Consider the following 24,759-nt stretch of genomic DNA (forward strand, 5'->3'; position numbering starts at 1 on the left):
CCGGGGCAACTTTTCAATCTTACCCGCATAAATTCTCCGGAGTCAAATCCGTGATTTCGACCGGTTCAAACTCTCATTTGAACACAATTCAGTGGGCCCTTTTCGAGGCCATTGATTTGGTCTTGTCCGGATCTGAACGGTTCGTTCAGCGGAGTACTAACTCTAGCACCTCCCCGCCGTGAACACCAAACGGAGGGGAGGTGCCCAAAAATTCCCCGGGTTCTAGGCGTTTTTGGGTGCCAAATACAGTGCTGCGAGGGGCGGCACCCTCAGGGTCACAGTGTGGTCCTGGCCATCCCAGGGAAGCCGCTTGGCGGAGAGACCGCCGATGTTCCGGACATCCGATCCGCCGTACTCGGCAAGATCGGTGTTCAGGACCTCCTTCCACACCCCTCCGGCCGGGACCCCGACGTTGAAATCCTCGTAGGCGACGCCGGCAAAGTTGAATACGCACACAAGCGGGTTCCCGGCCTTGTCCCACCTGACGAAGGAGAGCACGTTGTGGGCCGTGTCCCCGCCGTTGATCCAGGTGAAGCCCTCCGGGACATTGTCCAGTTCAAAGAGCGCGGGGTTGCCGGCATAACTGCGGTTCAGTTCGCGGACAAGTTGCTGGACCCCTTCGTGGGCAGGGTTCTCCGTCAGCCACCAATCGAGGCCGTGCTGTTCACTCCATTCCGCTTCCTGGGCAAACTCGGTTCCCATGAAGATCAGCTGCTTGCCCGGGTGGGCCCACTGGAACGCCAGGTAGGCGCGCAAGTTGGCGAGCTGCTGCCACCGGTCCCCCGGCATCTTGCGCAGAAGGGATCCCTTGCCGTGCACCACCTCATCGTGGCTGATGGGCAGCAGGAAGTTCTCGGTAAACGCGTAGACCAGGGAGAACGTGATTTGGTTGTGGTGCCAGCCCCGGTTGACCGGGTCCTCCGCCATGTACTTGAGCGAGTCGTGCATCCAGCCCATGTTCCACTTGATGCCGAAGCCCAGCCCCCCACCGCTGGTGGGGGCGGTGACACCGGCAAAGGCCGTGGATTCTTCGGCGATGGTGACAATGCCGGGGTTGCGCCGGTAGGCGGTGGCGTTCATTTCCTGCAGGAAGCTGATGGCTTCCAGGTTCTCGCGGCCGCCAAAGCGGTTGGGGCTCCAGGCGCCGTCATCACGCGAATAGTCCAGGTACAGCATGGATGCGACTGCATCCACCCGCAGCCCGTCGATGTGGAACTCCTCAAGCCAGTACAGCGCATTGGCGACCAGGAAGTTCCGCACTTCGTTGCGGCCGAAGTCAAAGATCAGCGTGCCCCAGTCGGGGTGCTCCCCCAACTGCGGATCGGCATGCTCATATTGTGCGCCGCCGTTGAACCTGGCCAGCGCCCACTCATCCTTGGGGAAGTGCGCCGGCACCCAGTCCATGATGACGCCGATGCCGGCCTGGTGCAGGGAGTCGACGAGGAACCTGAAGTCGTCGGGATGCCCAAACCGGGAGGTCGGAGCATAGTAGGAAGTGACCTGGTAACCCCAGGAACCTCCAAAGGGGTGCTCTGCCACGGGCATCAGTTCCACGTGGGTGAAGCCGAGCCACCGGGTGTACTCCACCAGCTCCTTGGCCAGCTCACGGTAGCTGAGCTCGGGCCGCCACGACCCGAGGTGCACCTCATACACACTCATCGGCGCATTGTGCGGGTCTGTCGCCGCGCGCCGGGCCATCCAGTCCTGGTCCTTGAAGGCGTAGGAGGATTCCACCACGCGCGACGCCGTCAGCGGCGGCACCTCTGTACCCTGCGCCATGGGGTCGGCCTTCTGCAGCCACTGCCCCTGTTCGGTCAGGATCTCAAACTTGTAGCGTGCGCCGGCGCCCACGTCGGGGATGAACAGTTCCCAGATGCCGCTGTTGCCCAGGCTGCGCATGGCGTGTCCGCGCCCGTCCCAGCCGTTGAACTCCCCGACAACCCGCACTGCCCGCACCGCCGGAACCCAGACGGCGAAGCTGACGCCGCTGACCTCGCCCAGGGAGGAGTGGTAGCGCTGCACATGGGCGCCAAGGACGGTCCACAGGGTCTCGTGGCGCCCCTCTCCGATGAGGTGCAGGTCAACTTCGCCCACGGTGGGTAGGTAACGGTAGGGGTCATCGGTGCGGTGCGAACCCTGGCCGTAGTCGACGTCGATCCGGTAGTCGGGCACGTGGCCGGCCTCGTCCACAGGAACGACCGCAACCCAGATTCCGCCGTGCTCGTGGACCATGGGAAACACCCCGGCGCCGGTCTTCACCGCGACACCCGTGGCCAGGTGGCGGAGGGTGCGGATGGTGGCAAAATCCTCCCCGGCGAGGTGTGCGCCCAGCACTGAGTGCGGCGCATAGTAGCTTCCGGCCGAAATTTGGGCCAGGATTTCTTCGCTGACCGCCAGAGGGGCAATTTTTTTCAGTGCCATGTCACACCACTTTCCTAGAATGAAACAATTCCCGCACCGCATTGACCGGCACCCACGCCCAGCCGGGCCTGTTTTGCAATTCGTAAACCACCTCGTAAAGCGCCTTGTCCAGCCACAATGCCACGAAAAGGGGGTCGGTGCGTGAAATCCCCGCCTGCATGACGTCCTCGTACCCTTCCAGGAACGCCCGGGAGCAGTCCTGCACCCACTGTGCGGCTGTTTCGACGGGTTCAGTTCCGGCGCGGGCCTGTGCACCTGCGTAGTCAAAGGAACGCAGCATGCCCGCGAGGTCGCGCTGCACCACGTCCGGACGGCCGCGTTCGGCCAACGGGCGCAACGGCTCGCCTTCAAAGTCCAGGAAATACCACCCGCTCCCCGGCTCCTCTTCCCGGAACAGCAGTTGCCCCAGGTGCAGGTCGCCGTGGATGCGCTGCAGCGGCGGCAGGGCCTTTATTTGGTTCAGTTGTGCCACAACTTCCTGCAGCTGGTCCCCGTAGGGCCCGACGGCGGGGCCCGCAACTTTCCATGAGCCCTCCAGCCGGGTGCCGATCGCCCGCGTGAAGTCCTCCACGGCGGCACCGCGTCCGGGCACGCCGGGCATCCGTTCGCGCATGGCTGTGTGGAGCCTGGCCAGTTCAGTGCCAATGGCCCGGGCGTGGGCAGTAAAGTCGGCGCCCGGTCCGGCCGCTGCCAGGGCAACTGCCCAGCCGTCCGTGGCCCCGGCCAGGAAGTCATGGACCCCAAAAAGTGTTGCCCCGCCGGGTGTCCAGTTGGCCGCCGCCTGAAGGGCGGGCACGTGGACAGGCGGACCGGCGGCCAGGGCGCGGCCAACGTCGACTTCAGGGTGCAGGCCCCGGTGCAGGACTCGGAAGAACTTGGCAATCAGCTGCCGTCCGCCCACATCAAAGACGACCGAGCTGTTGGACTGCTCGGATGTCACCAGCGCGGCGGAGCCGAGCTCTTCTCCCCCGTCCGGCTGCCAGGCCGGGTTGCGCCACAGCTGCACGCCTGGCAGCCCGGTGGTGCCCGCCGCGACGGACAGCCAGGCCTGCACGAAGCGGCGGTCCGCCAGCCCGTCGAAGACCCAGGCGCCAGGCAGACCAGCCTGCGGCGCCAGCCACCCAATGCAGGCGGGCGAATCGGCTGCGGCAGCCGCGGCGTCGGGCCCGCCGCCGGGGGTGCCCGCGGCACCCAGGGTTCCCGTATGTGGCACAGGCGCGCCATCTTGGGCAATGCTCAGGGGCAGCTGCAGCAAAAGGCCGGATCCGGCGTCGTGCGGGGAAGCGGCGGGCCCGTCCTGGCCGGGATCGGAGTCAGGGGGAAAGTCCACCGTGACGAGCAGGACCAGCAGCCGGACGGCGGGGTCGGGGGACGGCAGCTCGATGCGGCCGGCAACGCTCAGCCGCGCTCCGCCGATGCCCTTGCGCGGGTACCAGCGCTGGTGCGGCAGCCAGTCCGCCAGCAGGTCCAGCAGCGGCCCCGCCATCAGTACCCGAACTCCGACCCGGTGATGACGGGCAGCGCCTGGGTCTGCGTGGAGAGCGTGTTGGAGGCCTGCGAGCGCACGCGGAGCCAGAAGAAGTCGTAGGAGCCGAGGGTCAGGGTGAGCTGGCCGTCGTCGCCGATGCCCGGGAAGATGTCCGAGCCGAAGAGGTCACGCAGGCCGCGGCCGGCGAGCGCGGGCAGTTGGATGCTGGCGGCGGACGGGTGTTGGGAGAGGTTGTAGACGCAGAGGACGGATTCAGGTCCTTCCCCTTCAACGTTGCCCACCGGCAGGACGCGGAGGAACGCCAGGACGGAGTCGTGGGAGGTGGCAACGTGCTCGTAGCGGCCCAGGCCGAAGGCGGGGTGGGCCCGGCGGACGCTGAGGATCTGCTTGGTCCAGTGCAGGAGCGAGCTGCCGTGGGCCATCTGCGCTTCCACGTTGACGTGGTTGTAGTGGTAAACGAGCGACTGCACGACGGGGAGGAAAAGCTTGCCGGGGTCGGCGCTGGAGAAGCCGGCGTTGCGGTCGGGGTTCCACTGCATGGGGGTGCGGGAGGCGTCGCGGTCGTTGAGCCAGATGTTGTCGCCCATGCCGATCTCATCCCCGTAATAGAGGAAGGGGCTGCCGGGCAGGGCGAGCAACAGGGCGTTGATGAGCTCCATCTCGGCGCGGGAGTTGTCCAGCAAAGGTGCCAGCCGCCGTCGTATGCCAATGTTGGCCTGCATCCGCGAATCCGGGGCATACCAGCCCAGCATGGCCTCGCGCTCGGTGGGCGTGACCATCTCCAGCGTGAGCTCGTCATGGTTGCGCAGGAACGTCCCCCACTGGGCGCCGTGCGGAATGCCCGGGGTGCTGGCCAGCGTGTCGATGATGGGCGCGGCCTTCTGGTCGCGGAGCGCGTAGTAGAGGCGGGGCATGATGGGGAAATGGAAGGCCATGTGGCATTCCGGGGCCTCTTCGGTGCCGAAGTAGTCCACAACCTCGTCCGGCATCTGGTTGGCCTCGGCGACGATGATGCGGCCGGGGAACTCCCTGTCCACCATGGCGCGCAGCTCCGCGAGGAACTGGTGGGTTTCCGGCAGGTTCTCGCAGTTGGTGCCGTCCTCGGCGTACAGGTACGGGATGGCGTCGGCTCGGAAGCCGTCGATGCCCTGGGCGAGCCAGAAGCGGGCCACGTCCATGACGGCCTCGCACACGGCCGGGTTGCGGAAGTTCAGGTCCGGCTGGTGGCTGAAGAAGCGGTGCCAGAAGAACTGGCGGCGGATGGGGTCGAACGTCCAGTTGGACTCCTCCGTGTCCACGAAGATGATGCGCGCGTCCTGGTAGAGCTCCGTGGTGTCGGACCACATGTAGAAGTCGCCGTAGGGCCCCTCGGGGTCTTCCCGGGAGGCCTTGAACCACTCGTGTTCATCGGAGGTGTGGTTGATGGGCAGGTCGATGATGATCCGCATGCCGCGCTCGTGGACCTGCGTGACGAGCGACTTGAAGTTGCCCAGCGTGCCGTAGCTGTCCATGACGGCGTTGAAGTCCCGGACGTCGTAGCCGCCGTCTCGCAGGGGCGAGTCAAAGAAGGGCGGCAGCCACAGGCAGTCGATGCCCAGCCACTGCAGGTAGTCCAGCCGGGCGATCAGCCCGTCGAAGTCCCCGGTCCCGTCCCCGTTGGCGTCGGCGAAGCTCTGGACCAGGACTTCATAGAAAACGGCCTTCCGGTACCAGTGCAGGTCATGCGCCACGCCGGGCGCATTCAGGTTGAACTGCGGTGCACTGTTGCTGAACGTGAAGGCCATGGCGCTAACGCCTGATGTGCAGGATGTGGGCCGGTTCCATGTGCGCGTCCAGCCGGAAGTAGTTCCTCTTGCCCCAGTTCCAGGTGGCCCCCGTGACGAGGTCATCCACAATGAAAGTCCCGTCCGGGGAAAGCCCGTCCAGGTGGAGTGCGTCGAGGTCCAGTATGACCTCCCCCTCCCGCATGCTGTGGGGGTCCACGTTGATGACCACGATGATGGTGTCCTTGCGGGCCGGCTCCGTGTCCGTGGCGGCGACGGCCTTGTGCTTGCTGAACACGAGCGTGGCCTCATCAGTGCTTTCGTGCAGGCTCAGGTTTTGCAGGTCCAGCAGGGCGGGGTGGGCGCGGCGGATCCCGTTCAGCAGGGTGATGAACGGGGCCAGTGACTTCCCGGCAGCCTCGGCGGCGGCGAAGTCACGGTCCTTGTACTCATACTTCTCGTTGTCGATGTTCTCCTCGGAACCCGGGCGGGCCACGTGTTCATACAGTTCGTAGCCGGCGTACATGCCCCACAGCGGGCTGGACATGGCCGCCAGGATGGCTCGGATCTTGAACGCGGCCGGCCCGCCGTACTGCAGGTATTCGGTGAGGATGTCCGGGGTGTTGACGAAGAAATTGGGGCGGAAGTAGCCGGCGGATTCGCGGCTCACATGCACCAGGTACTCCTCCAGCTCTTCCTTGGTGTTGCGCCAGGTGAAGTAGCTGTACGACTGCTGGAACCCCGCACGCCCCAGGGCGGCCATCATGGCGGGCCGGGTGAAGGCCTCGGCGAGGAAGACGACGTCGGGCCTCTCTGCGTTGATGGTGCCGATGAGCCACTCCCAGAACCAGACCGGCTTGGTGTGCGGGTTGTCCACCCGGAAGATCCGCACGCCGCGCTCCACCCATAGGCGCACAATGCGCAGGATCTCCGCGCTGAGCCCGGCAGGGTCATTGTCAAAGTTCAGCGGGTAGATGTCCTGGTATTTTTTGGGTGGATTCTCGGCGTAGGCGATGGTGCCGTCCACGCGCGTGGTGAACCATTCCGGGTGCGCGGCGGCCCAAGGGTGGTCGGGGGCGCACTGCAGGGCCAGGTCCAGGGCAACCTCGAGGTCCAGCTCACTGGCGGCCTCCACGAAGGCCGCGAAATCCGCCTCCGTGCCGAGGTCCGGGTGGATGGCGTCATGCCCGCCGTCCGCCGAGCCGATGGCCCACGGCGAACCCGGATCCGCCGGCCCCGCCACCAGCGAATTGTTGGGGCCCTTGCGGTTGATGGTGCCGATGGGGTGGATGGGCGGCAGGTAGACCACGTCGAACCCCATCGCGGCGACGGCCGGGAGCCGGTGCGCGGCGGTGCGGAAGTTCCCGCTGGTCCACTCCCCCGTCTCGGGGTGGCGGCGGGCACCCTCCGAGCGCGGGAAAAACTCATACCAGGCGCCGCGGCCGGCGGCGTCGCGCTCCACAAGCAGCGGGTACTTTTCGCTGCGGGTCACCAGGTCCCGGAGCGGATGGCGCACGACGGCGGCGCGCACCTCCTTGCCGGTGCCGGCGGCCAGGCGGTCGTTGGTGTTCAGGGACGTGTCCCCCAGGGTTCGGGCGGCCTGCTTGAAGATTTTGGCCTGCTCCGGGGCGGCCGCCTTGGCCTCCCTGGCCGCGTTGCCCAGCAGCAGCGCGCCCTCGGCCAGCATGACGTCCTCGTCCACGCCGGCGTTGATCTTGACCTGGGCGTTGTGCGCCCACGTGGCGTACAGGTCCGTCCAGCCCTCCACAGCAAAGCTCCAGCTGCCCTCCGCTGCGGGGGTGAGCACCCCTTCCCAGGAATCCGTGCCCTTGGCCCCGGGGGCCATGGCGGCGCGCTGTGCCTCGCTGCCGTCGGGTGCGAACAGGATGGCCGTGGCGCCCAGGACGTCGTGGCCGTCGCGGAACACCACGGCGCTGACGCGCACGTCGGCACCGCGGATCCCCTTGGCCGGGAAGGCGCCGCCCTCAATGACGGGCTGGACGTTGGTTACCGGAATCCGGCCAAAGCGCAGGCCCTCACGGGGGTCGGCGCCCGGGGCCTTGGCGGCCTCTGATGCGGGGGTGTCCGCGGCGGGGGCGGCCGCGGCCCTCCTCCCGGCAGCGGCAGCCGCCGCGGCGGGCACAGCGGAAGGCGGGACGGGCGCCGTCGTGCCTGGCCTTGAAACAGCGCCATCCCCGGAAGCGGTGGCCGGGGCTGCGGCGGCGGGCACTTTGGGCGAAGGCTGGGATGTACTCACAATCTAGACGTTAGCGACTCCCGGCCCGGATTGCTAAGGTTTGCGGCGATTAGGGCCCCGCGGCGCGTCACGGGTGGACGGCGGCGCGTAACAAGCGCCAAATTTGTCACAGCTTGTGTCGGGGCACGGCGGCGGTGGGCTAGTGTGACCGGCATGAAGGCAATCCGCAGATTTACCGTTCGCACCGTCGTTCCTGCGCAGATTTCCGCGCTGACCAAACTGGCCACCAACCTGCGCTGGTCGTGGCATGTGCCCACCCGCGCCCTGTTCGAATCGCTGAATCCGGAGCTGTGGGAGAAGTCCCGCCGCGACCCGCTGGCACTGCTGGCGGCGCTGTCCCGCGAGCAGTTCCAGGAGCTCGCCGCCGATCCCGGCGTGGTGGCCCGGGTGGACGCGGCGCAGGAGAGCCTGGAGACGTACCTGTCCGAGCCGCGCTGGTACCAGGGGCTGGGGGCCGGCGCGCCGGAATGCATTGCCTATTTCTCCCCGGAATTCGGCATCACCGAGGTGCTGCCGCAGTACTCGGGCGGGCTCGGCATCCTGGCAGGCGACCACCTCAAGTCCGCATCCGACCTCGGGGTGCCGCTCATCGGCGTCGGGCTCCTCTACCAGGCGGGCTACTTCAAGCAGTCGCTGTCCAAGGACGCGTGGCAGCAGGAGAGCTACCCGCTGCTGGACCCGGATGCCCTGCCGCTGACGCTGCTGCGCGAGGACGACGGCACGCCGGCGCAGGTGACGCTGCCGCTGCCCGGCGGGCGGGTGCTGCGCGCACACATTTGGCGGGCCGATGTGGGGCGGGTGCCGATGCTGCTGCTCGATTCGAACGTGGCGGGGAACGATGACGCCGCGCGCGGGGTGACCGACAGGCTGTACGGCGGCGGCGGCGAGCACCGGCTGACGCAGGAACTGCTGCTGGGCATGGGCGGGGTCAAGGCGCTGCGCGTGCACGCCCGGCTCACCGGGACCGCGGCGCCGGAGGTGTTCCACACCAACGAGGGGCACGCCGGATTCCTCGGCATCGAGCGGATCCGTGAGCTCATGGACGCCTCGGTGACTCCGGAGCCGCTGTCGTGGGGCGAAGCGCTGGCGGCGGGCCGGGCGTCCACTGTTTTCACCACGCACACCCCGGTGCCGGCAGGCATCGACCGCTTCCCGCGCGGCATGGTGGAGCACATTTTCGACGGCGGGCTGGCGCCGGGCGTGCCCGTGGGCCCCATCCTGGAGCTGGGCGCCGAGAATTACGACGGCGGCGACCCCGGCGTGTTCAACATGGCCGTCATGGGGCTGCGCCTGGCCCAGCGCGCCAACGGCGTGGCCAAGCTGCACGGCGTGGTCTCGCGCGGCATGTTCTCCGGGCTGTGGCCGGGCTTCGATGTGGCCGATGTGCCCATCACCTCCGTGACCAACGGCGTGCACGTGCCCACCTGGGTCGACCCTGACCTGGCAGCCCTGGCCCGGGAGCGCTTTGGCGCCGAGGTGCTGGACGGGCCCGACTGGTCCAAGGTGTACGAGGTCAGCGACGCGGATGTGTGGGCGATGCGCCGGCGCCTGCGTTCCGCCCTGGTGGACGACGCCCGGCTGCGGCTGCGCGCCTCCTGGAAGAAGCGCGGCGCCGCGGACGCCCAGCTCGCCTGGACCGATTCCGTGCTGGATCCCGATGTGCTGACCATCGGCTTTGCCCGCCGCGTGCCCACGTACAAGCGCCTGACCCTGATGCTGCGCGACCCCGCCCGGCTCAAGGCCCTGCTGCTGCACCCGGAGCACCCGATCCAGATCATCATCGCCGGCAAGTCCCACCCGGCCGACGACGCCGGCAAGAAAATGATCCAGGACCTGGTCCAGTTCACCGACGACCCCGAGGTCCGCCACCGCATCATTTTCCTGCCCAACTACGACATCGCCATGGCCCGCACGCTGTTCCCCGGCTGCGACGTCTGGCTCAACAACCCGCTGCGGCCCCTCGAGGCGTGCGGCACCTCCGGCATGAAGGCCGCCATCAACGGCTCGCTGAACCTCTCCGTCATGGACGGCTGGTGGGATGAGATGTACGACGGCGAAAACGGCTGGGCGATCCCGACGGCAAATACCGGGGCCGGGGACGATGAACGGGACGACATTGAGGCGGCAGCCCTGTATGAGCTGCTCGAAACGCAGGTTGCCCCGCGGTTTTACGGCGAAGTGGTGGCCGCGGCCGCCGGTGCTGCCGGGCCGTCGCAGCCCCACTCCGGCGGGCTGCCGGCGCACTGGATCTCCATGATCAAGCACACCCTTGCCGACCTTGGGCCCAAGGTTTCTGCCAACCGGATGGTGGCCGAGTACGTGGAACGGCTGTACCGGCCCGCCGCCGAATCCGGCCGGGCCGCCCGGGCCGCCAACCATGCCTCGGTGCGCGAATTGGCGGCCTGGATCGACCGGGTCCGGCCGGCCTGGCCTGCGGTCCATGTGGAGCATGTGGAGTCCCACGGCCTCTCCGACGAACCCCAGATCGGCGAGTCCGTCCTGGTCCGCGCCCACGTCAACCTGGGCCCGCTGGCCCCGGAGGACGTGTCCGTCAGCGTGGTGTACGGGACAGCCGGCGACTCCGACGAGCTGCTGGACACGCGTGTCCTGGAACTCGGATCTGCAGAGGAGACCGGCCCCGGCCGCTACCAGTTCTCCGCGGATCTGCTGATCGACCGCTCGGGCAATTTTGGCTACGGCATCAAGGTGCTCCCGCGGCACGCAGCCCTGGCCAACCCCGCGGAGCTGGCGCTGATCACCACGGGGTAGCTGGCGGCTGCATCAATCGGAGGTCCGCGCTGACGACGTGGCAAGCTGGCGAGTGTCCATGAAATTTCATGGACGCTCGCCAGCTTGCCACGTCGTGGGTCCCGACAGCCTCGGCCAGTGGCGTGGCAGTTACCGCGGGGTGAGGTCGTTGCGGTAGATCTGGACGGTGTTGGCGTCCACCCGCACGGCGTCTGCCGGTTCCACCAGCGGAACCGAACGGGGCAGGCGGAAGGTTGGTTCGCCGTCGTCCATGAAGGAAGGTGCCTCCGTGGACATCCGCAGCATGTAGGGGCGGGGTGTGCCGGCGCGGGAGCCGTCGGGGCCGGTGAAGCGCGGGTTTGCGGGGAGCACCACCTGCTCGTCGGTGACGCCGGTGTTGAAGACGATGAGGCCGTCGACCGTGCCGTCCGGGGAGCCGATCAGCATGGTCAGGACGCGTTCGTGCGGGTTGGTCCAGCGTTCCGGGGTCATGGGTGTGCCGTCGGCGGCGAACCAGTGGATGAATGCCTGGCCGCCACGGGTGGGGTAGGTGCTGGGCTGGGCGGCGAGGAAGTCCTTGCGGATCTGCAGGAGGCGGCGGGTGGCGGCGAGCATGGTCAGTGCCTCGCTGTCCATGGTCCAGTCGATCCAGGCGATTTCATTGTCCTGGCAATAGACGTTGTTGTTGCCGCCCTGGCTGCGGGCGAGCTCGTCGCCGGCGGTGATCATGGGCACGCCCTGGGCCAGCAGCATGGTGGCCATGAGGTTGCGGGCGGTGCGGGCGCGCTGGGCCAGGGTGTGGGGGTTGTTGGTGATGCCCTCGATGCCGTGGTTCCAGGAACGGTTGTTGTCGGTGCCGTCCCGGTTGTCTTCCTGGTTGTCCTCGTTGTGCTTGTGGTTGTAGGCCGTCAGGTCCGCCAGGGTGAAGCCGTCATGGGCCGTGATGAAGTTGATGGAGGCGAGCTGGCTGCGGCCCGAGGCGGCAAACATCGCGGCCGAGCCGCCCAGGGCGTCCCCAAACGTGGCCAGCCCCTTGCGGTGGTGGCCGGCGAGCATGGCCGCGCGGTCCGTCAGCCACACCTCACGGACGGTGTCGCGGAAAGTGTCGTTCCAATCGGCCCAGCCGGTGGGGAAATGCCCCGTCTGCCAGCCGCCGTAGCCCACGTCCCACGGTTCTGAAATGAGCTTGGTGGAGGCGAGCACGCCGTCGGTGGCCGCCGCGAGCAGGAACGGGTGTTGGTTGGTGAATTCGTGGACGCCGTTGCGGGCGAGCGAGACGGCCAGGTCAAAGCGGAAGCCGTCGATGTGGAACTCCTCCACCCAGTAGCGCAGCGAATCCATGGCCATCTTGATGACGTGAGGGTTGCCGAAGTTCAGCGTGTTCCCGCAGCCGGTGGTGTCGTAGTAGTGGCCGTCGCGCATCCGGTAGTAGTGTTCCTCGGCCAGGCCCCGCCAGCTCAGGGTCCGGCCGCCGCGGCCGCCCTCGGCGGTGTGGTTGTAGACCACGTCCAGGATGACCTCGATGCCGGCCTCATGCAGCAGCTTGACCATGCCCTTGAGCTCGGCCTGCACCGCCTGCGGGCCGGCCTTGCGCGCGGCCTCGCTGGCGTACCCCACGTGCGGGGCAAAGAAGCCCAGCGTGTTGTAGCCCCAGTAATTGGTTTTTCCGGTGCCGTGCAGGTGCGGCTCGTCGATGTGGAAATGAATCGGCAGAAGCTCGACGGCGGTCACGCCCAGTTCCAGGAGGTGCTTGATCATGGCCGGGTGGGCCATGCCGGCATAGGTCCCGCGGATGTCTTCCGGGATGTCCGGGTGCAACATGGTCTGGCCCTTGACGTGGGCCTCGTAGAACACAGTCTCGCGCCAGGGCGTGTTGGGGCGCCGGGCCGCTCCCCAGTCGAACCCCCGGTCCATCCGCACCGAAAGGTAGCGGCTTTCGCTGTGGACGGCGCCGGCACCGTCCGCACCGTCCACGCCGTCGGGCTGGTCTGTTTGGTCCGTCTGCTCGATGTAGTGGCCGTAGGGATCCAGCAACAGCTGCACCGCTTCCGGATCGATCAGCAGCATTTCCTCCCGGGAGGCGCCGGGCTGGGTGTAGAAACCGTACCGGCTGCCCACGGGCAGGTTTTCCACCAACCCGTGGTGGACGCCGTCGGTCTTGTCAGGCAGCAGGACGGCCTTCCAGTGGCCGCCGGGAGGCTGGAAGCAGAGCACCACGTGGCTGAACGACGGCGAATACACCGCCACGTTGACAGCATCCGGGCCTTGTTCCGCCGGCAGCCCGGTGACGCCGAGCGGAAAATGGCGCGACAGTGCCGCGCCCAAGGTGCTGATGGCCTGGATGACTGTCACTGCCATGGGCTACGCCTGGACCGCGCGCTGCCTCGAGATCTCGTACAGGCTGATGCCCACCGCCATCGAGGCGTTCAGGGACTCCATGGCGGAATCGATCGGGATCGAGACAATCTGGTCGCAGTTTTCGCGGACCAGGCGGGACAGGCCCTTGCCCTCGGAGCCAACCACAATGCACACGGGCTCCTGCGCCAGGGTGAGGGCCGGCAGCGAAACGTCGCCGTCGCCGTCGAGCCCCAGGACAAAGAAGCCCATCTTCTGGAAGGCGCCGATGGCACGGTTCAGGTTGGGGGCCTTGGCCACGGGGACGCGGACGGCTGCGCCGGCGCTGGTCTTCCATGCGGCTGCCGTGACTCCGGCGCTGCGGCGCTCCGGGATGATGACGGCGTGGCCTGAGAAGGCCGAGACGCTGCGGATGATCGCGCCGAGGTTGCGGGTGTCGGTGATGCCGTCGAGGGCGACGATCAGCGGGGCATTGGAGATGTGGCCCTTTTTCCACTTGGCGATGATCTCGCTGGCGGTGTCCACGGCGTCTTCGTACTCGTACGGCGGTATCTGCAGGACCAGGCCCTGGTGGACTGCGTCTTCGGTGAGGCGGTCAAGCTCCGGCTTGTGGGCCTCCAACAGCGGGATGCCGCGCTCGGTGGCGAGCTTGATGGATTCGCGCACGCGCTCGTCCATCTCGATGCGGACGGCAACGTAGAGTGCCTTGGCGGGAATTGCCGCACGCAGCGCCTCAAGCACGGAGTTGCGGCCGGTGACGAGCTCTTCCATGGCCTTGCCCTTGGGGCCGGAGTTGCGGCGCGGGGAGGCGCTGGTGCCGGCACGCTTGGCGGCGGAGCGCTCGGCGAGCGCCTTGTTCTTGTAGGCCTTGTGGTACGTGCGTTCCTCAGCCTTGGGGGTGGGCCCCTTGCCTTCAAGCGCCTTGCGGCCCAGTCCGCCTGTGCCCTTGGAGGGGCCCTTCTTAAGCTTGCGGACGGCGCCGGAACGGGGATTGTTGGCCATGGTGAAACCCTTACGATTGGTGCGGTGCCTAAGTGTTGGCCCCGAAGTTCGTCAAACAAATCTTCTCAGCGGGCACATTTTTGGCACGCTTGATAACGGGAAACAACAAACCCGTAGCTATTAGCTTACGGCCTCAAGGCAAATCGGCCATGTATGCGACGTGAAAAGTGCGCCTTCTCACCATGCTTGGCATCCAAGGCCCCACCGCCGGCTCGTGTTTCGCGGCTCCCCACCCGCCTCTTCCGCACACGACGCTGTCGCAGCAATGGCTGGTTTTTCGGGATCGCTGTCGCAGCAATGGCTGGATTCCATTCAGCGCCGTCGCACTGCCCGAGACGGAGTGCGACGGCGTTGGTGAAAAAGTGGTCATTGCTGCGAGGGCGTCGAGGAAAAGGCGACCAATGGTGCGACAGCGTCGGGTGCGGGGTGAGGGCGGGTGGGGCTATTTCTTCAGGGACCAGGTGGCGCCGTTGGCTGTGTCGGCCACCTCGACGCCGGCAGCGCCCAGCAGGTCACGGATCCTGTCCGACTCCGCCCAGTTCTTTTCCGTCCTTGCCTGCGCGCGGGCTTCCAACTGGGCCCTGACGAGCACGTCCAGGGCGCCCAGCTCGGCTTCGGAACCGCTCCCCTGCTGCCACTGCGGATCGAGCGGGTTGATGCCCAGCGCATCCGTCATGCCCATGACGGCCGCCACAGCCTTCGCCACAGCCTTGCCGTCTCCGGCGGCGATCGCGGAGTTGCCGGCACGGACCGTTTCGTGGAGCACTGCCAGGGCGGCGGGGATGTTCAGATCCTCATCCATCGCCTCCCGGAACTTGGCCGGAATCGCGGAGCGAGACGAGAGCGCCCCCAGGTCCCGCAGCCTTCCGTGCTGTTCCTGCGGCGCCAGGAACGGCGTCGCCGCATCAAGGAAGGTTTCAATGCGTTCGACGGCGGCCGCGGCCTCCGTGAGCGAGCCCGGCCGGTAGTCCAGGACGGAGCGGTAGTGTGCCTGGCCCAGGTAGTAGCGGACCACGAGCGGCCGGGCGAGTTCGAGCATTTCGCGCGGGTTGATGGTGTTGCCGATGGACTTGGACATTTTTTCACCTTCATAGGTGACCATGCCGTTGTGCATCCAGAAGTTGGCGAAGCCGTGCCCGGCGGCCTGCGACTGGGCCATCTCGTTTTCGTGGTGCGGGAAGCGCAGGTCCAGCCCGCCGCCGTGGATGTCGAACTCGGTGCCGAGGTATTTGGTGACCATGGCGGAGCACTCAAGGTGCCAGCCGGGGCGGCCGGCGCCCCACGGGGAAGCCCACTTGGCGGTCTCAGGCTCGCCCTCCTTGTGGCCCTTCCACAGCGCGAAGTCGCGGGGATCGCGCTTGCCCCGGGGGTCGGCGTCGGGCGCGGCCTGCATGTCATCAATGTTCTGGTGCGTCAGCGAGCCATACTGCGGCCAGGAGCGGACGTCGAAGTAGACGTCGCCGGAGTCATCCAGCGCGGGGTAGGCGTGGCCGCGCTCGATCAAGGTGGCGATGAGCTCGTGCATCTCCGGGATGTGGCCGGTGGCGCGGGGCTCGTAGGTGGGCTTGAGGATGCCGAGCGAATCGTAGGCGTCCTCGAAAGCCTGCTCGAAACGGTAGGCCAGGGCCCACCAGGGCTCGGTGTTTTCCTCGGCCTTGACCAGGATTTTGTCGTCGATGTCGGTCACATTGCGGACCACCGTGACGTCGTAGCCGCTTACCTGTAGCCAGCGGGTCAGCTGGTCGAAGGCGAGGGCGGAGCGGACGTGGCCGATGTGCGGCTCGCCCTGGACGGTGGCGCCGCAGTAATACAGCGAAACCTGCCCGTCTTTGAGGGGGGTGAAGTCGCGGGTGGCGGCGGTGGCGGAGTCATGGAAGCGCAGGGTCACGGCTCTAGGGTATCCCGTCGGGTCGATTCGGGGTGTGTGGATTCAGGTTGGGTGCGTTGGACCACCAATGCGGTGGCCATGGCGGTGATGCCTTCGTTGCGGCCGGGGAATCCCAGGCCGTCCGACGTCGTGGCGCTCACCGACACGGGGGCCCCTGCGGCCTCTGTCAGGACGGCTTCGGCTTCCGCGCGGCGCGGGCTGAACTTGGGCCGGTTGCCGATGAACTGTACGGCAATGTTGCCAATCTCAAAGCCGGCATCACGCACGATGCGTGCGGCCTCGGTGAGAAGGCGGACGCCGGAGGCGCCGGCATATTCGGGCCGGTCGGTGCCGAAATGCGTGCCGAGGTCGCCCACCCCGGCCGCGGAAAACAGGGCGTCGGCAGCCGCGTGGGCCACGGCGTCGCCGTCGGAGTGGCCGCTGAGGCCGCGCTCGCCCTCCCACAAGAGGCCGGCAAGCCACAGCGGGGCCGGGGCATCGTCGGGCGCGAAGGCATGGATGTCGATGCCGATGCCGGTGCGGGGCAGGAACATGCTCACCCCTCCACCCAGCGCGGGCGCAGCGGGCCCTCCAGCATGGCCTCGGCCAGCAGCAGGTCCATGGGCGTGGTGACCTTGAAGCTGTGGGTGGATCCCTGCACCACGTAAACCTCGTCTCCCAACGCTTCCACCAGCATGGCGTCGTCGGTGATGCGCGAGGCGGTCTCGGCGTCGAACGTCAGGGCATTCTCATGGGCGCGGCGCAGGGTGGCCAGGTCAAAGCCCTGGGGAGTCTGCACCGCGCGCAGTTGGTCGCGGGACGGGGTGCCGACAACTTTTTCCAGCCCGGCGCCGGTGCGGGGCAGGTTGGCGGGCTGGACGGTCTTGATGGTGTCGGTGACGGCGAGGGCCGGGATGACGGCGGTGGCACCGTCGCGCAGGGCTGCGGCCACGCGGTTGAAGACGCCCGACGGCGTAAGGGGCCGGGCAGCGTCGTGGACCATGACGGTGGTGGTGCCGTCCGCGACCTCGGCCAGCGCTGCGGCAACGGAGGCGGACCGGTCCGCACCGCCGTCGACCACGGTGAACTTCACGCCGGCAGTGGCGGCCTCGGCGCCCAGGCCGCGGCAGATCTCGGCCAGCTCGGCGTCGTCGGCGGGGATGGCAACGCAAATCTGCGCGGCGATGCCTGCCTTGAGGACGCCCTTGACGGCATGCGCCAGCAGGGGTTCCCGGCCCAGTGGAACGCGAGCCTTGGGGACCCCGTGGCCCAGGCGCTGGCCGGACCCTGCTGCAACAATCACCACGGCGCAGCTGCCGTTGTCTACCTCACTCATGGTTCCTACATTAGTCCGCCCGCGCAGAATTGGCCGTGGAGGAAGCCGGGCGCTGCGATGAGGTCCAATAGAAATCAGCCATTGCCGTTGCTGCGATGGCGATGAGGCAAAACCAGCCAATGCTGCGAGAGGGTTGGTGGGCGCGGGCATGAAAAAGCCCCCGCACCGTGGGTGCAGGGGCCAGTTCGTACGGCAAATGCCGGTCAGGCTATGACGCGAGAACCTCGTCGAGGACCTCGGCGGCCTTGTCTTCGTCAGTCTTTTCAGCCAGGGCCAGTTCCGAAATCAGGATCTGGCGGGCCTTGGCGAGCATTCGCTTCTCGCCGGCCGACAAGCCGCGGTCGTTGTCACGGCGCCACAGGTCGCGCACAACTTCTGCAACCTTGATGACATCGCCGGAGGCAAGCTTCTCCAGGTTGGCCTTGTAACGGCGGGACCAGTTGGTGGGTTCCTCCGTAAACTCAGCACGGAGCACTTCAAAAACGTGCTCCAACCCTTCCTTGCCAACTACGTCGCGCACCCCAACAAGGTCCACGTTCTCCGCAGGAACTTCAATCGTCAGATCCCCCTGGGCAACCTTCAGCTTGAGATAGATCTTCTCTTCACCCCGAATGGTGCGCGTCTTGATCTCCTCGATCTTTGCTGCACCGTGGTGTGGATAAACTACTGTCTCGCCAACCTCAAAAAGCATGTGGATTCTCCCTTTCCAATGCCCCTAGTTTACCACGGTTAACCAGTCACTCCCTTGAGTTTCCGCAGGTCAGGCCCCGCCGGAGCTACGCTTGCGGCGCAATTCCTCCAACATTTGGAGATTTCCCGACCCTTGACTATTTCCCGCCGGGATGCATCCGAGGGCCTGGTCCCGTCGCCCCTGACGCAGCTGCCGGAGTCCCGAAGAGTACATTTTGGGCAATTGCGGATAAGCTGGACAAAGATATTTTGTCTTTTCCATGAGGAGTTACTGACGTGAGAATCGCTGCCGGCATTCGCGGTACCAAACGAGCGCAACGCTTGAGCCTGATTGCAGCCATCGGCATTGGTGCCATGGCGTTCACCGGTTGCAGTGCAATCAACCAACAAAGCACCACCATGGAGGTCACTGTTTCCGACGGTGTCAACCTGAACATGGGTCCGCTGGAACTGCGCAACGTCTTGATCATCTCCGAAGCTGCCGGCGAACCCGGCAACGTCATTGGGACCTTCTACAACACGTCCGACAGCGACATCACACTGACCGTCAGCGGCGCACAGGGCGCTTCGACTGAAATCACCGTCACACCAGGCGCGCCCACCGTTGTGGATGCCAAGGCCAACCGCGCAACCCTCAGCACCACGGCCGAGGCACCCGGCGCCATCGAGACCCTCGAGCTGTCATCCTCCGCCGGTGAAACCGAAACCCTGAAGGTCCCCGTCCTCGACGGCACCCTGGCAGAGTACAAGGCACTGGTTCCCACCGCGGCCGCAACGGAGTCCACCCCGTAAGGTTCGGCTGGTTTTACAGAGCTTCGCTCCAGCAGCACACAAGCGGGGCCGGTTGCCATGATGGCAACCGGCCCCGCTTTTGTTGTTCCTGCCGTGTCCCGACGGCGTTGCCTGGCTTTGCCGTGGCCGCTGCGGTTCCGGCGGTGACCTTGTGTGGAACGGAGTCCTGAGCGCGCCGGGCACAAAGCCACCGGGTTTCCACGGACTGCTCCCGCGTCAGGAAAAAGTTGACCACTGCTGCGCTGGCGTCAAAGAAACACCGACCATTGCTGCGCTGGCGTCGGGGAAAAAGCGGTCAATGGTGCGACAGCGTCGGGTATGGCTGGGGCAGGCACCGTTTGGGCCGACGGCGGGAGGCTGGCTTGCGCCGGCATCCCGCCGTTGGTCGGTGCAGCTTTCGCAGGTCGGTGCTGCTTTCTCGGTCGGTGCTGCTTTGTAGCTCGGTGCTGCTTTCGCAGGTCGGGGCTACTTCGCCGGCGGACCTGTGATCTTCAGTGCCTCCCAGCCATGCAGGGTGCCGTCCCCGGCAAACACGGCAACCTTGTTGTCTCCCGGCTTGGTGTCCGCCGGGGTCGAGACCGTGACGGTTCCATCCGCCAGGGCCTTGTGCCAGCCGAGCCCGGCGTCGTTGAGGTACACGTAGAACCATTCGCCGGCAGCCAGGTTCGCCAGGGCCACCTCGCTGGTGCCGCGCGGGAACTTGTTCTTGCCCAGCCCCAGGTCGACCTGGCTCCCCTTCATCAGGTCCGCCTTGGCAGCCGGTTCGGGGGTGAAGGCCGGCTCGGCCGCTTCCGGCGCGCCGACCGTGACGGCCAGCTCCGTGCTGCCCAGGACCGCACCCGACACCGCATCCTTGATGGAGACCTTGGCTGTGTAGCTGCCGTCGGCGGCAATCGCACGGCTTGCCGTGAACGCGCCGCCCTTCACGGGAACCGTGACAGCTTCGCCGCCGTCGCCGAAGTCGACGACTGCATTGGTGAGCGCACCGTCCCCGATGGCAGCCAGCGCGGAGGTGCCGCTGATGGCAACGGGCGTGCCGGCGTCGTACTTCTCCTTGTCAGGCGCTGCCGAAACCTCCGGCAGCGTGTACGACGGGGCCGCGTTCAGCGTGGTGGGCACGCCGCCGAGGCTGGTGCCGCGGTCCACGAGGGTGAAGGAGTCCGGGCCCTCGCCGTCGCGCTCGGTGGTGAGGGCGATGGCGAGCGTGTTGGTGCCGGACTTGTTCAGGAAGCCGCTGGGGATGGTGAAGGTGCTCTGCGGGCCGACGTTGCCGACCCAGGTGCCGGTGTTCCAGCCGTTGACGTAGATGACGGCGCGGGCGAAGGACTTGCGCCCGTTCTCGAACTTGGCGTCGTTGATTTTCAGGCCGACGGCGGTGTCCGTGCCGGCCGGGACGGCGAGGTCGAAGCTGGTGCGGTACCACGTGACGCCGGCCTTGGCGGGCTTGAACATGGTGGTGCCGGCCCAGGCGCTGTCCGGGTAGCCGGGCAGGTACCAGCCGGCGCGTTCGCCGTAGAGGCCGCCGGTGTTGTACATGGTGCGGTCGGTGTCGACGGGCGCCGCCTTGTCCTTGGCGCCCTGCAGCTTCCACGTCACGGCGCCGCTGCTGGGCAGGACGGCGTCGAACAAGCCGCGGTTCTGGCGGGACAGTCCGTCGTCGCTCCAGTCCAGGTTTTGGCCGTGGTTGCGCACCACTGCCGAGACCACCGTTTCCTGGCCGGCCTTGATGACGCCGGCCGGGACCTGGATGGTCGCCATGCCGCCGTTGGCCGCTGCGGCGCCGGCGAAGGTGCCGTTGACCCAGACGAGCATGTTGGCGCCGTTGCCGCCCTGGCCGCGCAGCTGGATGCTGGTGGCGTCCGATGCCGCTGTGAAGTGCGCGCGGTACCAGGTGTCGCCCTCGTAGAAGCCGTAGAACGCGGTGTCCAGGACCTTGCCCTGGTTGGGGCCGGGGCCCTGGCGGGTGTTGGCGGCCGTGGTGGCGGTTGCCTCCAGCCAGGCGGAGTCGTCAAAGTCGACGGCGGACTCCGGGTTCTCGCCGGAGACCTTCCATTCGGTGAGGGCCGGCAGGGCGGCTGCCGCGGGGCCTTCGAGCGTTGCCTCGAGTTGGCCGTTGGTGCCTGCCGTGGTGGCCAGGGCCGTGCCGTTCCAGGTGGCCTTGGTGATGCCGGCGGGTGCGTAAATGCCGATGGTGCGGGCGGACTTGGAGTCGCCGGTGAGGTGGACGGTGTCGCCGTCGAACTCGGCCGAGCGGACCAGGTCGGTGCCGGTGACCATGACGGTCTTGTTCTCCTGCGTGCCCTTCACGAGGCCCTCCAGCGTCCACTGCTGGGACGTGGCGGTGCGGTCGGTGGTCAGGATGAGCAGGTCGGGGGCGCCGCCGCCGGTGATCTTCACCGTGGTGCCGGCGCCGTGGACGTAGTTCAGGCGCAGGGTCTTCTTTTCAGCATCCCAGGTTGACTCCACCGGAGCGCCGCCCAAGGCGGCCACCTGCGGTTCCGAGGCGTACTGGAGAACTGTCTCGCCGCCGTCGTCCCTGGCACCGTTCAGGGCCAGCAGCGTGCCGTCCGCGAAGGGCATCCTGGTGAAGATTTCGGAGGTGCTGTAGAGCATTTTCTGCCCGTCGAAGGCCCAGTCGGCGACGACCATGGCGGCGTCGCGGCCGTGCAGCTTCAGGAAGGTGCCGGCCTTCTGCGGGATGCGGTCAAAGCTGACGGCGTCCGCGGGGGCCTCGGTGCCGGTATCCGGTCCGGAGGTTTCAATGGCGTCGAGGCCGATGAAGGTGCCGTCGGCTGCCGGGTCGCCCTTTTCGCCGGTGTTGACGACCTTGATGGTGTGGTCGGCGCTGGGATCCAGGCCCGTCTTTTCGAAGGCCGTGAAGCCGGACTGGCCGTTGGGGTTGTTCACATAGGAGTTGGTCTGGCCGGCCAGGACGCCGTCAATGTAGACGTCCGCCTTGGCGTGGTTGGTGGCCTGCGGGGTGATCAGGCGGACCTCGGCGGCACGGAAGGTGTATTCGTAGAAGGCGCCCTTGACGTTGCTGAAGGTCTGGGTGCCCTTGTAGTCGTTGGCCGTCCACACCTTGCCGCTGGCATGCTCCCATTGGGACGCGCCGTTGGCCTCGGAGTAGCGGATGGCGGGGTCGACGTCGTCGAGCTTCACCGTGGCGGCCTGGTCCGGGGAGGCGATCACGTCGAAGGCGTCGATGGTGACGAAGGTGCCAGAGCTGGCGGCATCCTTCTGGCCGGTGACGACGATCTTGATGGTGTGCTCAACGGCGGGGTCCAGGCCGTCCTGCTGGAAGGCGACGTACTGGAAGTTGGCGTTCTGGCCGCGGTAGGTGTTGGTCTGGCCCACCTTGACGCCGTCGATGTAGACGTCGCCGTAGCCGTGGTTGACGGACTGGGCCGCGATGACGCGGATGCCGGCGCCGGTGAACTTGTACTCGACAGAGTCCCCTGCCTTGTCGCTGAAGGTTTCCGTGCCCTTGTAGTTGCCGGCGGCCCAGGCCTCCCCGTTGGACTTGCCCCAGTTGCCGGTGAAGGTGATGGCGCCGGTGTCGCGGTCATCGCTGGTGTAGCTTGCCTCGACGACTTCCTCGGCGGCGCCGAGCGTCAGCGGGACCGTGAACTGGGCCTCGGCGGTGCTGTTGCTGTCCGACTGGCGGAAGCCGAGGTAGCGTGCGCCGTTGCCGGTGACCGAGTTTTCCGCCTGGCCTTCCGAGGCGATGCGCTGGTAGGACTTGACGCTGCCGTTGCCGCCGTCCACGGGGGCGCCGTTTTGCGGGACCATGTTGGAGATCGGGTCGAAGTCGCGCTGGAAGTAGCCGAGTTCCTTTTGGACAGTGGCTTTGGGGGTCAGCTGGCGGTCCTCGTTGATGGCTGCACCGTAGTCATAGGACGTGAAGCCGGACGACGGCGAACCGGTCCAGCCCCAGTTGGTGCCGCCGTACTGCATGTAGTAGTTGAACATGTTGATGCCGTTGTTGAGGTTGTTCACCCCGTACTGGCGGGTGAAGGCCGGGTCCACAAATTCGGCACACCGGTCGGTGTTGAAGTTGGCGCCCCACGGGGTGAACGCGCCACCCTGCCCTTCTGCAATGAACATGGGGCTCGTGGCCGTCATGGCGCGGAAACGCTGCTCCATGTCGGGGATCTGGCCGCGGCCCGCCGAACACGTGAAGCCCAGCGGATACTGGTCAAAGGCGTAGAAGTCCAGGCCAACGTTGCCGCCGGCCGTTCCGGATCCGGGGACGTAGGCGCCGTTCATGCTGTAGTCGTTGTGGAAGACGGGGACGGTGATGCCGTCTCCCTTGATCTTGTCCACGAGCGCCTTCATGAAGGCCGGGCGGTCGCCTCCTTCATTGAGGAGTTCATTTTCGGCCTGGTACATGACGATCGATCCGCCGCCGTCGGTGACCTGGTGCTTGAGTGCGATCTTGTTAAAGGCGTTGATCCAGTCAAGGGACTCCCGCAGCGCTTCCGGGTCGGTGCTGCGCAGCGAGTGCGAGCCGTTCTTCGTGAGGTAGGCGGGGAGGCCGCCCATGGAAATTTCCGCGTTGACGTAGGGGCCGGGGCGGGCGATGACGTACAGGCCCTCCTCCTCGGCCATGGTCAGGAGGAGGTCAAGGTCCTTGATGCCGGTGAAATCGAACTGGCCGGGCTCGGTGGAGTGCAGGCCCCAGAAGAAGTACAGCGAGACGGCGTTGAATCCGCTGGCCCGCATTTTTTGGAAGGTGTCACGCCAGTCGTCCGGGCTGGGCAGGCGCCAATAATGGAACTCGCCGGACCAGACGTTGAGGCGTTCCCCGTCAACCATGAACGACTTGGAGTCATGGGTGACGGTGTGGGCCCGGCCGTCATTGCCGGGAAAGAGGACCTTGTTGCCGGACGCCGCCGTTCCGGCCACGGCTTCCGTGGCACTGGGCGCGGCTCCGGCGTTGGCGTCGGTTGCGAAGGCGGGAGCGGAGATGCTCATCAGGCCCATGGCAGCAGTGGCCATGATGGCGGCAGCCTTCACGCCGTGGCGCTGCCTTGGGGGTCGGGACGAAAACACAACCATGGGTCAAGTCCTTCAAATCTGGCGGGACCGCATGGTCCGCGCGTGATGTTATCCATCACACCGTATGACGTGAAGCACACTCAGGCAAGCAAATTTGAACAAATTACCCGAAATTACGAACAATCTAGCCGAATGGCCAACAGCCTGGACCGGCACCGTTTTGGGGCAGGCGCCGCGTTCGCCGGGCATCGGCGGGAACGCCCGAAAGCTGAAAGGCCGTCTTTCGGCAGGCGCCCGGCGATGGCAGGGCGCCTGCCGAAAAGCCCCCAAAGGTGGCAAGGGGCCTGTCAGGGCTCAAACTTGTAGCCCAGTCCGCGGACGGTGACCAGGAACTTGGGCGCCGCGGGGTCGGGTTCGATCTTGCTGCGCAGCCGCTTGATGTGGACGTCGAGCGTCTTGGTGTCGCCCACATAGTCCGATCCCCAGACCCTGTCGATCAGCTGCCCGCGCGTGAGCACCTTGCCGGCATTGCGCAGCAGCATCTCAAGCAGCTCGAATTCCTTCAGCGGGAAGCTGACCGACTCCCCGTGCACGTTCACCACGTGCCGCTCCACGTCCATCCGGACGGGGCCGGCCTGGACGGTGGAGTTCAGCAGCTCCTCGGGCTCGGCCTGGCGGCGCAGCACGGCGCGGATCCGCGCGATCAGCTCCCGCGATGAGTACGGCTTGGTGACGTAGTCGTCCGCGCCGAGCTCCAGGCCAACGACCTTGTCGATCTCCGAGTCCTTGGCCGTGAGCATGATGATCGGGACGCTGGATCGCTGGCGCAGGTGCTTGCACACCTCGGTCCCGCTCATGCCGGGCAACTGCAGGTCCAGCAGCACCAGGTCGGCGCCGCTGCGCTCAAATTCAACCAGGGCGTCCAGGCCGTTGTCGGCCACCTGGACGTCGTAGCCCTCCTTGCCCAGCAGGAAGGACAGCGGGTCGCTGATGGATTCCTCATCCTCAACTATCAAGATTCTGCTCACGCTCGTTGCG

Annotated in this window: 12 protein-coding genes and 1 pseudogene; 2 read left to right on the forward strand and 11 right to left on the reverse strand. The window is 66.7% G+C overall.

The window, feature by feature from the left end:
* Window positions 1-222: 222 nt before the first annotated feature.
* The 3 genes and pseudogenes from glgB to JOF48_RS04345 all read right to left on the reverse strand — a co-directional run bounded on the left by glgB (window position 223) and on the right by JOF48_RS04345 (window position 7,705).
* Window positions 223-3,907: pseudogene (gene glgB / locus JOF48_RS20135) on the reverse strand (1,4-alpha-glucan branching protein GlgB).
* Complete coding sequence (gene treS, locus JOF48_RS04340) at window positions 3,907-5,694, reverse strand: maltose alpha-D-glucosyltransferase (RefSeq protein WP_209677623.1); 1,788 nt, start codon at window positions 5,692-5,694, stop codon at window positions 3,907-3,909. Before treS ends, glgB begins: the two are co-directional and overlap by 1 nt.
* A 4-nt stretch (window positions 5,695-5,698) precedes the next feature.
* A complete protein-coding gene (locus tag JOF48_RS04345; RefSeq protein ID WP_245346746.1) occupies window positions 5,699-7,705 on the reverse strand; it encodes an alpha-1,4-glucan--maltose-1-phosphate maltosyltransferase in 2,007 nt (668 codons plus the stop codon).
* Between the two features lie 378 nt (window positions 7,706-8,083).
* Here JOF48_RS04345 and glgP point away from each other — a divergent pair, with 378 nt between their 5' ends.
* Window positions 8,084-10,699, forward strand: coding sequence for an alpha-glucan family phosphorylase (gene glgP / locus JOF48_RS04350; protein WP_209677625.1), 2,616 nt, complete (start codon window positions 8,084-8,086; stop codon window positions 10,697-10,699).
* 129 nt (window positions 10,700-10,828) lie between these two features.
* On the opposite strand, the gene glgX is transcribed toward glgP, so the two are convergent.
* The 6 genes from glgX to JOF48_RS04380 form a co-directional block, all read right to left on the reverse strand.
* Entirely contained in the window at window positions 10,829-13,036 is a 2,208-nt protein-coding gene (glgX, locus tag JOF48_RS04355) for a glycogen debranching protein GlgX (protein WP_209677627.1), read from the reverse strand.
* 3 nt (window positions 13,037-13,039) lie between these two features.
* The gene (rlmB, locus tag JOF48_RS04360; RefSeq protein ID WP_209677629.1) at window positions 13,040-14,035 is read right to left on the reverse strand and encodes a 23S rRNA (guanosine(2251)-2'-O)-methyltransferase RlmB; all 996 of its coding nucleotides are present in this window, start codon (window positions 14,033-14,035) and stop codon (window positions 13,040-13,042) included.
* Window positions 14,036-14,477: 442 nt separating this feature from the next.
* A complete protein-coding gene (gene cysS, locus JOF48_RS04365; RefSeq protein WP_209677631.1) occupies window positions 14,478-15,923 on the reverse strand; it encodes a cysteine--tRNA ligase in 1,446 nt (481 codons plus the stop codon).
* Window positions 15,920-16,456: a 2-C-methyl-D-erythritol 2,4-cyclodiphosphate synthase gene (ispF, locus tag JOF48_RS04370; RefSeq protein WP_209684126.1), complete on the reverse strand. Its 537-nt coding sequence runs from the start codon at window positions 16,454-16,456 to the stop codon at window positions 15,920-15,922. Before ispF ends, cysS begins: the two co-directional genes overlap by 4 nt.
* 2 nt (window positions 16,457-16,458) lie before the next feature.
* Complete coding sequence (gene ispD / locus JOF48_RS04375; protein ID WP_209677634.1) at window positions 16,459-17,238, reverse strand: 2-C-methyl-D-erythritol 4-phosphate cytidylyltransferase; 780 nt, start codon at window positions 17,236-17,238, stop codon at window positions 16,459-16,461.
* Window positions 17,239-17,446: 208 nt separating this feature from the next.
* Window positions 17,447-17,929, reverse strand: a complete 483-nt coding sequence (locus JOF48_RS04380) for a CarD family transcriptional regulator (RefSeq protein ID WP_209677636.1) — start codon at window positions 17,927-17,929, stop codon at window positions 17,447-17,449.
* A 320-nt stretch (window positions 17,930-18,249) separates the two neighbouring features.
* On the opposite strand from JOF48_RS04380, the gene JOF48_RS04385 reads away from it, so the two are divergent.
* Window positions 18,250-18,720 carry a hypothetical protein gene (locus tag JOF48_RS04385; protein ID WP_209677638.1) on the forward strand — a complete coding sequence of 157 codons (471 nt, stop codon included), beginning with the start codon at window positions 18,250-18,252 and terminating at the stop codon, window positions 18,718-18,720.
* A 465-nt stretch (window positions 18,721-19,185) separates the two neighbouring features.
* Here the strand turns inward: JOF48_RS04385 and JOF48_RS04390 are convergent, their stop codons facing one another.
* The gene (locus JOF48_RS04390) at window positions 19,186-23,781 is read right to left on the reverse strand and encodes a beta-galactosidase (RefSeq protein ID WP_209677640.1); all 4,596 of its coding nucleotides are present in this window, start codon (window positions 23,779-23,781) and stop codon (window positions 19,186-19,188) included.
* Between the two features lie 287 nt (window positions 23,782-24,068).
* The gene (locus tag JOF48_RS04395) at window positions 24,069-24,749 is read right to left on the reverse strand and encodes a response regulator transcription factor (protein WP_203312309.1); all 681 of its coding nucleotides are present in this window, start codon (window positions 24,747-24,749) and stop codon (window positions 24,069-24,071) included.
* Window positions 24,750-24,759: the final 10 nt, after the last annotated feature.

It is taken from the genome of Arthrobacter stackebrandtii (genome assembly GCF_017876675.1).
GTDB lineage: Bacteria > Actinomycetota > Actinomycetes > Actinomycetales > Micrococcaceae > Specibacter > Specibacter stackebrandtii.

Bases quoted from the DNA above. Each gene is read 5' to 3' on its own strand.
- treS (WP_209677623.1), bottom strand. From the start codon at position 5,694: ATGGCCTTCACGTTCAGCAACAGTGCACCGCAGTTCAACCTGAATGCG.
- glgP (WP_209677625.1), top strand. From the start codon at position 8,084: ATGAAGGCAATCCGCAGATTTACCGTTCGCACCGTCGTTCCTGCGCAG.
- glgX (WP_209677627.1), bottom strand. From the start codon at position 13,036: ATGGCAGTGACAGTCATCCAGGCCATCAGCACCTTGGGCGCGGCACTG.
- rlmB (WP_209677629.1), bottom strand. From the start codon at position 14,035: ATGGCCAACAATCCCCGTTCCGGCGCCGTCCGCAAGCTTAAGAAGGGC.
- ispF (WP_209684126.1), bottom strand. From the start codon at position 16,456: ATGTTCCTGCCCCGCACCGGCATCGGCATCGACATCCATGCCTTCGCG.
- ispD (WP_209677634.1), bottom strand. From the start codon at position 17,238: ATGAGTGAGGTAGACAACGGCAGCTGCGCCGTGGTGATTGTTGCAGCA.
- JOF48_RS04380 (WP_209677636.1), bottom strand. From the start codon at position 17,929: ATGCTTTTTGAGGTTGGCGAGACAGTAGTTTATCCACACCACGGTGCA.
- JOF48_RS04390 (WP_209677640.1), bottom strand. From the start codon at position 23,781: ATGGTTGTGTTTTCGTCCCGACCCCCAAGGCAGCGCCACGGCGTGAAG.